The sequence below is a fragment of the Dietzia sp. DQ11-38-2 genome (assembly GCF_014145055.1).
Taxonomy (GTDB): Bacteria; Actinomycetota; Actinomycetes; order Mycobacteriales; family Mycobacteriaceae; genus Dietzia.
In genome coordinates, this window is the sequence record NZ_JAALDW010000199.1 from 1 (window position 1) to 2805 (window position 2805).

Here is a 2805-nt window from a genome sequence, read left to right on the forward strand (position 1 = left end):
CCGCAGTGGTGCGGCGGGTGCGTTCGGTCGTCCCGGTGGCGCCCCGCGCCGGGGCCGCAAGTCCAAGCGTCAGAAGCGTCAGGAATATGACTCGATGCGGGCCCCCGAGGTCGGCGGCGTCCGGCTCCCCGACGGTCGTGGGCAGGTCCTGCGGCTGGCGCAGGGTGCGTCGCTGAGCGACTTCGCGGACAAGATCGATGTCAACCCGTCGCAGCTGGTCCAGGCGTTGTTCAATCTGGGTGAGATGGTCACCGCCACGCAGTCCGTCACTCCGGAGACCCTGCAGCTCCTCGGCGAGGAGATGGGTTTCAAGGTCCAGGTCGTCAGTCCTGAGGACGAGGACCGCGAACTGCTCGACTCGTTCGATCTGTCGTTCGGTGAGGACGAGGGCGGCGAGGACGATCTCGAGATCCGTCCCGCGGTCGTCACCGTCATGGGACACGTCGACCACGGCAAGACCCGGTTGCTCGACAGCATCCGGTCGGCGAAGGTCGGCGAGGGCGAGGCCGGTGGGATCACCCAGCACATCGGCGCGTACCAGGTCACCGTTCCGGTCGACGACGTCGACCGGACGATCACCTTCATCGACACCCCGGGTCACGAGGCGTTCACCGCCATGCGCGCCCGCGGCGCCAAGTCGACGGACATCGCGATCATCGTGGTCGCGGCGGACGACGGTGTGATGCCGCAGACGGTCGAGGCGATCAACCACGCGCAAGCGGCCGACGTGCCGATCGTCGTGGCGGTCAACAAGATCGACAAGGAGGGCGCGCAGCCTGACAAGATCCGCGGCCAGATGACCGAGTACGGGCTCGTGCCGGAGGAGTACGGCGGCGACACGATGTTCGTCGACATCTCGGCGAAGCAGGGACTCAACATCGATTCGCTGCTCGAGGCCGTCGTCCTCACCGCGGACGCGTCCCTCGACCTGCGCGCCAACCCGGACATGGACGCGCAGGGTGTGGCCATCGAGGCGCACCTCGACCGCGGACGCGGCCCGGTCGCGACGGTGCTCATCCAGCGCGGAACGCTCAGGGTCGGTGACTCGATCGTCGCGGGCGACGCGTACGGGCGGGTCCGCCGCATGGTCGACGAGCACGGGGAGGACGTCGAGGAGGCGACCCCCTCACGTCCGGTCCAGGTGATCGGTCTGACCAGCGTGTGTGGAGCGGGTGACACCCTCATGGTGGTCGACGAGGACCGCACCGCCCGGCAGATCGCCGACAAGCGGAACGCGCGCAAGCGCAACGCGCTCGCCGCTCGGTCCCGCCGCCGGATCAGCCTGGAGGACCTGGACTCGCATCTCAAGGAGACGAGCCAGCTCAACCTCATCATCAAGGGCGACAACTCCGGTACGGTCGAGGCACTCGAAGAGGCCCTCATGGGAATCGAGATCGACGACGAGGTGCAGTTGCGGGTCATCGACCGCGGTGTCGGTGCGGTCACCGAGACCAACGTCAACCTGGCTGCCGCATCCGACGCCGTCATCATCGGGTTCAACGTCCGCGCGGAGGGCAAGTCGACCGAGTTGGCCAACCGCGAGGGCGTCGACATCCGGTACTACTCGATCATCTATCAGGCGATCGACGAGATCGAGAGCGCGCTCAAGGGCATGCTCAAGCCGATCTACGAGGAGAAGAGACTCGGTCAGGCGGAGATCCGCCAGCTGTTCCGCTCCTCCAAGCTGGGCAACATCGCGGGGTGCATGGTCCTCGACGGGATCATCCGCCGCAACGCCAAGGCCCGCCTCATCCGCGACGGCAAGGTCGTCGTCGAGGAGATGAGCGTGTCCTCGCTGCGCCGCGAGAAGGACGACGTGACCGAGGTCCGGGAGGGCTTCGAGTGTGGCCTCACCGTGACGTACTCCGACATCAAGATCGGCGACGTCATCGAGACCTACGAGCTCGTCGAGAAGCCGCGCGACTGACGTCGACGGCGACACCCCTGGGGGCAGGTTCCGTGGTCTGCGGGCCTGCCCCCACGGCATTCTGGGAATCGAACGGCCGCCCGGCGGCCGCATCACGTCAAGGAGGATCGCCATGGCCGGAAAGGGACGGGCCGGACGGCTCGGCAAGCGGATCGGGGAGATCGTCGCCACGGCGATCGAACACGAGATCAAGGACCCGCGTCTGGAGTACGTCACCATCACGGATTCCCGGATCACCGCGGATCTGCGGGTGGCCACCCTCTACTACACGGTCCGGGGCGAGACGCTGGACGAGGACCCGGACATCGAGGCCGCGCAGGACGCGCTGGCCACGGCGCGGGGTCGCCTCCGGACGATGGTCGGCAAGCAGACCGGGGTGAAGTTCACCCCCGAGTTGACGTTCGTCCTGGACTCCGTGCCGGACGCCGCGCGACAGATGGAGGAGTTGCTCGCCCGGGCACGGGCGCAGGACGAGGAGGTCCGTCGCGTGGCGCAGGGCGCACGTCCCGCCGGGGACGAGGACCCCTACCGGAGAGACGACGAGGAGGAGCGACCGGAGGGCGACGACCGGTGATCACCCTGGTGGACGCGGCCGGCGCGGCGAGCGTCCTGGCCCGGCACCGCGAGGTGACCGTGCTGTGCCACGTCCGCCCCGACGCCGACGCCCTCGGCAGTTCCGCGGGTCTCGCCCGGGCACTGCGTGCGGACGGCGTCGTGGTCCACCACTCGTTCGACCCCGGGGCGGTCCCGGATCCGCTCCGGGTCATCCCGGGCACGGACCGTGTGGTCTCGATCGACGAGGTGCCGGAACACGACGGCCTGGTGGTGGCTCTGGACTGCGCCAGCCCGGACCGGGTGGGCGACTGGGATCGGCTGGA

Annotated in this window: 3 protein-coding genes; all 3 read left to right on the forward strand. The window is 68.7% G+C overall.

Annotation, left to right across the window (positions count from 1 at the left end; all coding sequences use genetic code 11):
- The coding region (gene infB / locus G6026_RS07385; RefSeq protein ID WP_182612788.1) for a translation initiation factor IF-2 at positions 1-1927 on the forward strand (1927 nt) is incomplete at its 5' end.
- 112 nt (positions 1928-2039) lie between these two features.
- The gene (gene rbfA / locus G6026_RS07390; RefSeq protein ID WP_182612789.1) at positions 2040-2501 is read left to right on the forward strand and encodes a 30S ribosome-binding factor RbfA; all 462 of its coding nucleotides are present in this window, start codon (positions 2040-2042) and stop codon (positions 2499-2501) included.
- On the forward strand, positions 2498-2805 hold a 308-nt coding region (locus tag G6026_RS17205; protein WP_347238080.1), incomplete at its 3' end, for a DHH family phosphoesterase. The genes rbfA and G6026_RS17205, both read left to right, overlap by 4 nt.